This is a genomic window from Bradyrhizobium sp. P5_C11_2 (genome assembly GCF_054049755.1).
The window spans coordinates 1-4,952 of the sequence record NZ_JBFULT010000558.1 but is presented as its reverse complement, the minus strand read 5'-3'; the positions used below and the strand labels follow the sequence as shown (position 1 = coordinate 4,952).

Sequence of the window (4,952 nt, the reverse complement as noted above, 5' to 3'; positions counted from 1 at the left end):
GATCAGCACGACGCCGGGAACGGGCTTTGTTCGTTCCGCCGTCCGGCTTTTGCGAATGAATGCCCAGCTTTCGCGAATGGAGCATACGGCGGGCTTCGGCGAGTTGTCGAAATGATAGATGCCGAAATTGTGCTCGAGCTCGGTCAGCTTGGTGCCGCTGTCCTTGAGCTCGTAGATCCAGATTCCCTTCAGCCACGGTCCCGCCGTCGACGACCACAATATCATCTGCGCCATGTTGTCGGCGGAAAGCTGCTCGTTCACGCTGCACTTGGCTTCGCCGGTCGGCCAGCCGGTCTCAGTCAGGTAGACCGGATAGTTGGGATTGCCGGTCGCCTGGGCCACCCGTTGCTGAAACGTCTCGAGGCGCTGGATCGCTTCAGCCGCAATGCGCCCGGCAGGCGCCGCGCAGTGATTGTAGATATGGATCGATATGCCGTCGGCGATCTTGAGCAGATCGGTCTTCAGCAATGCATCCGTCCATTTGAACCCCGGATCGTCACCGAGCACGCCGACCACGAATGGGGCAGTGGGGACCGCGCGCTTCACCGCCGGTTGCACCGCCTTGGCGAGTGCAACGTAATTCTCCACGTTGAAGTCCGGGTTTCTGCGCGCGCCGAGATTATATTCGTTCCACATCTCGAAGATGGGCCGCTGCGGCGCCACCGATAGCGCAGCCGCGGTGGCGTAGTTGACGAACCGACGCCGCGCTTCGTCCGTCGTCGGCGGATCGGAATTGGGCACAAGGTGGTGGCCGAAGCCGAGAATGAGCACGGGCCTTCCGACGCCGGACTTGACCTGGGCCTCGAGGCGGCCGAGCTGCGGGTTGAAGCCGAACGCATGGCCGGGAATCTCGAAATCCGACCAGGGAAAATCGTCGCGGAACGAGGTGACGCCGAGTTCCTTCAGCTGCTTTACGGCAATGGAGGGGACATAGCCGCGCCCGCCTATGGGCCCGCCGAGACCCTGGTGCGTGCCTATTCCCAGCAGAATTCGTTCGTCCAGGGGCTGCGCATTCTGAGCACCGGCGGGAGACGAGGCTGCGCTGATTGCCGCAACCAGCGTGGCAGAGAGCACCCGTAGGCCACGCAAGACAGGTCTGGTCGATTCGGTCACTCTCGTGCTCCACATTGGCCCTCAACTGGCCGAACGAACTACCTCCCCCTTATGGTTCGAATTGGGCGGAGCTGCCGCTCCAGGTCATGTGCGGCAGCTCACATGGCGGTTACTTCACATTCACGATGACGGAGCTGATATTATCCGCATTCACGCTTGCCGCATTCAGCGGGTTCATGAGCTTGACGAATTCGGTTGATGGCGATTCCGCGACGGAAATCACGTCGTGGTCGCGCATCCTGAAGGTATCCGCCTGGAACCAACCGTCGGGCTTGCTCATGTCGAACTTGTAGACGGCCGGAACAGCCTTGGTCGGAAACTGGGAGACATCCACGCCGATGCGCTCCAGCAGCGGTTTGGGCTCGAAGCGATAGACATAGATCGACTTTGAATCGGCGCGGTTGCTGTCGAGACCGCCGGCCTTGGCCAGCGCCTCGGCCAGCGACATGTTGTCGTTCTCGAAGGTGAAACGACGGTTGTTGGTGCCTCCGATCGATCCCGGCGACGGGGTCGATCCAAACGCCATGTACACCCTGGGAATACGGGTCAGGAACACCACGTCACCGGGCGCGAGCAGCACGTCCTCGTTGGGGTGATGCACGACCGAGGACATCGACTCGTTGTAAGTGCGCCCATCGCGCTTGATCGTGACCGTGCTCTCATAGGAGGGATATTTCGGGCCCCCGGCGCGCGCGATCGCGCCCATCAGGCGAATGCCGCCCGGGTCGACCGGAAAGCGCTGCGGCGAGTTGACTTCGCCGAGCACGCTGATCTGGTTGCCGCGCTGCTCCGCCACGCTCACGACGGCTTGCGGGTCGATGGCGCGGTCCTTGAGGCGTTCGCGGATGACGTTCGAAACGGCGCGCGGTGTCAGCCCGGCGACCTTGACCGATCCGGCGTAGGGAATGTTGATGTTGCCGGACTGGTCGACCTGCTGCCGCGGAATCTCGACGAAGTTGCCCGGCCTTACGCCCGCTTCGCGCGGAATGAACAGACCGCCTGCCTGCGCTTCGTAGACGGTCACGGTGACGATGTCGCCGATGCCGATCGTGACGTCGCGGTAATTGCCGCCGGGAAGGCGGGAGAACACCAGTCCGGACGAGTCCGTGAACGCGTTGGTCGCCTGCAGGATCGCCGGGTTGACCGGCATCAGGGCATAGGCGAGCGGCGCGGTCGGTTCGGTGACGAGCGCGGCATTTGTTTGCGTGGATACGGCATCCGGAGCGTCTAACGGAATGAAGCTCGCGCAACCCGTCAAGGAGATGCCGATCGCAGCGACAGCCAGGATTCGGCTAATCCCGAAATCAAAATCAAATCGTTCGGTCTTAGCCACCAGCATATTCCCTTACTCATCTAAAATCGGAATCACCGTAGCAATCATCTCGCTACCGAGTCACTGCTGCGTCTTCGACTTTATGGTAAAGCACTTATGGCTGTGACCTTATTGCAACTTGTGAACCGCGGTACGCGTGCAATCGCTGTTTAAAATTTGTGCGGACGATCCTCTTTTATATGCAGCTCGCAAAGTGGACATGGAGATGTCAGATCGATGTCACGATTGGGGCCGTGCGTGATCGTTCCAGCGCGGCGCGAGTCATTCGATCGCGCGACGGATCACGGCAGGAAAACTTGGAGTGTTGATTCGGCGCTGCACTTACTCTGCGTTGTAGTTTCATCGTTGTTGCGGTGGGCGTGGCGCCGGACGGGTCTGTCTCGCCAGGCCCTGGCGCGGATATTTTCGCGGCCGGATTCCGCCTCCGTTAACGCTCTCCTCGGCAAGCCGGCTTCGCGCCGAACTCCGTAAGGTCTTCCTAATCCTGATCCGCCTAGTTGGTCGGTCAAACAACAAGGAAGGCGAAGACGATGCTGCAAACCGGATCACTGCTGTTCGCGGCCGGCTTTCTCACCTGCGCGATCATTGCCGCCTCGGCCGTTGCGTGGTCGTTCTCCGATCACCGCGTGATCGACGCCGAGCTCACGCCGGGCGATGCGCGCCGGATGGCCTGATCGGCGGTCTCTATGATCGCAGATTGTTGGAGAAGTCGGACTGCAATTTCGCCTGCTGCCCGGATTCGCTCTCGCGCATGTGCAGGACGTCGGCATAGACTTGGCTCAAGACGCGATGGRTCTGCTCGATGTCGTAGAGGCGGGTGAAGCGCTCATATCCGGCCCGGCCGACCGCGGGCAGATCCAGTCTGGTTGCGCGCTGAAAGCCTTCGACCAGCTTTTCGGCCGAGACCTCGTCACATAGCACGCCCGTCACGCCGTCTTCGACGATTTCCGGCAGTGCGCCGATGCGGAACGCGATAATCGGCTTGGCCGACCGCATCGCCTCGATGGCGACCAGGCCAAACGCCTCCCAGCGCGACGGTATGGCGACCATATCGGCCTGGTCGAGTTCGGCTTCGATCTGGTTGCGGTTCATCCAGCCCAGCAGCGAGACGTTGGCCGGCAGGTCGCTTCTGCGGAATTTGCTGACGACCGAGGCACCAATGATGCGCACGTCCAGCCTGTCGCCGAGCGCGCGCGCCGCCTCGATCAGCAGATCGTATCCTTTCTGGCGATCGAGGCGTCCGATGAAGAGGACCCTGGTCTTCTCCGATCGCCACGGTGCTGCGCGCGTGTCGAGCACCGGGCGCTGCTTGGAGATCCCGTTGTGCACAAGAACCAGGCGATTCGCCGCGATTCCGACCCGTATGGCGTCCACCCGCTCGCTTTCCGAGATGCACACGATGCGATGCGTGAGCTTCGACAGCATGCGTTCGGTGAACAACGTCACTTCGCGGCTGAGGCGGCCCGTCTCGCGGCCGAACGCCCACCCATGGGGGCAGTAGACGATGCGCGAGCGCCGCGAGGTCAGCCAGAGCACCGGGCGGACCACCAGCCCGGCAAAGGACGAGTGGAGATGAATCACATCGGGCCGAAGCTGCCGGACCGCGCGTATTGTCGCAAACAACAGGCGAAACAGGCCGACAGCGTTGCGGCCGTCACGCGGAAAAGTGGTGACGGCGCCATCCTCGATGTTCACCAGATCGCTGCGATGGTCGGATGGAACGACATAGTGGACGTTTCCCTGCCCAAAGCTCGCGCTCTGGTGCGGATGGAGCTCGTTGAGATAGGTTGCGATGCCGCCTCTCACCGTTTCGGCGACATGCAGAACCTTCAGTCCGCTGGACAACGGTCATTCCTTCCAAGCAAGTTTCGCCTTCCAAGCAAGTTTTGCCTTGCAAGTCTTGTTTCTTGCCTTCCAAGTCTTGCAGACGCCAAAGCTAACGCCTCCAAGCAGCAATATTTGGGCCGCGTCATCGTGTCGGACCGCTGGATGCGGTTTCGGGAGCCGGTCTGGCCAGAAATTCGAGCATGACCGCGGCCGACTTCGTCCAGGAATATGTCGCCAATCGCTGCTGTTGCCTTTTTTGTTCCGCCGGCGAAATTCTGCCGAGCTCAATTCTTTCGAGCATTTTTGCGGACAGCTCGTCCACGTTGAGCGGGTCGAAATAGACGGCGGCGTCGGCGCAGGTCTCGCGAACGGCCGCGGCGGAGCTCGCGATGACCGGGCAGGCGAAGTACATCGCCTCCAGCGGCGGTATGCCGAAGCCCTCGTAGAGACTGGGGAAGATGAAGGCCGCAGCCCGGGCGAACAGTGCCGCGATTTCTTCGTCCTTCAGGCGGCCGGCGATGACGACCCCGTTTTTCGATTCGGTCGCGCCTCCGCCGAAGACCTTGCTGTTGTCGCCCCCGACCACGACCAGCGGAAAATCGGCGCGGCCGAGCCGCTCGGCCGCGCGGATGGCGGTATCGACATTCTTGTTCTTCGTCATCGAGCCGACGAAGAGGAA

The 4,952-nt window shown here is 61.6% G+C and carries 5 protein-coding genes; 1 reads left to right on the top strand and 4 read right to left on the bottom strand.

Going from position 1 to position 4,952, the window contains the following annotated elements; genetic code table 11:
- Positions 1 to 1,113, bottom strand: a 1,113-nt coding sequence (locus ACXJL8_RS33925; protein ID WP_456686362.1) for a hypothetical protein, incomplete at its 3' end; no start/stop codon positions are given.
- A gap of 109 nt (positions 1,114 to 1,222) precedes the next feature.
- Entirely contained in the window at positions 1,223 to 2,452 is a 1,230-nt protein-coding gene (locus tag ACXJL8_RS33920; protein ID WP_456624320.1) for a polysaccharide biosynthesis/export family protein, read from the bottom strand.
- Between the two features lie 524 nt (positions 2,453 to 2,976).
- Here ACXJL8_RS33920 and ACXJL8_RS33915 point away from each other — a divergent pair.
- Entirely contained in the window at positions 2,977 to 3,120 is a 144-nt protein-coding gene (locus tag ACXJL8_RS33915) for a hypothetical protein (RefSeq protein WP_456624319.1), read from the top strand.
- 10 nt (positions 3,121 to 3,130) lie between these two features.
- Here ACXJL8_RS33915 and ACXJL8_RS33910 read toward each other — a convergent pair whose 3' ends face one another.
- Together ACXJL8_RS33910 and ACXJL8_RS33905 are read right to left on the bottom strand one after the other, a co-directional pair.
- The gene (locus ACXJL8_RS33910; RefSeq protein ID WP_456686361.1) at positions 3,131 to 4,291 is read right to left on the bottom strand and encodes a glycosyltransferase; all 1,161 of its coding nucleotides are present in this window, start codon (positions 4,289 to 4,291) and stop codon (positions 3,131 to 3,133) included.
- A 124-nt stretch (positions 4,292 to 4,415) separates the two neighbouring features.
- A partial coding sequence (locus tag ACXJL8_RS33905) for a glycosyltransferase (protein ID WP_456686360.1) occupies positions 4,416 to 4,952 on the bottom strand: 537 nt, incomplete at its 5' end.

Coding starts and splice junctions, on each gene's coding strand:
- ACXJL8_RS33920 (WP_456624320.1), bottom strand. CDS start 2,452: ATGCTGGTGGCTAAGACCGAACGATTTGATTTTGATTTCGGGATTAGC.
- ACXJL8_RS33915 (WP_456624319.1), top strand. CDS start 2,977: ATGCTGCAAACCGGATCACTGCTGTTCGCGGCCGGCTTTCTCACCTGC.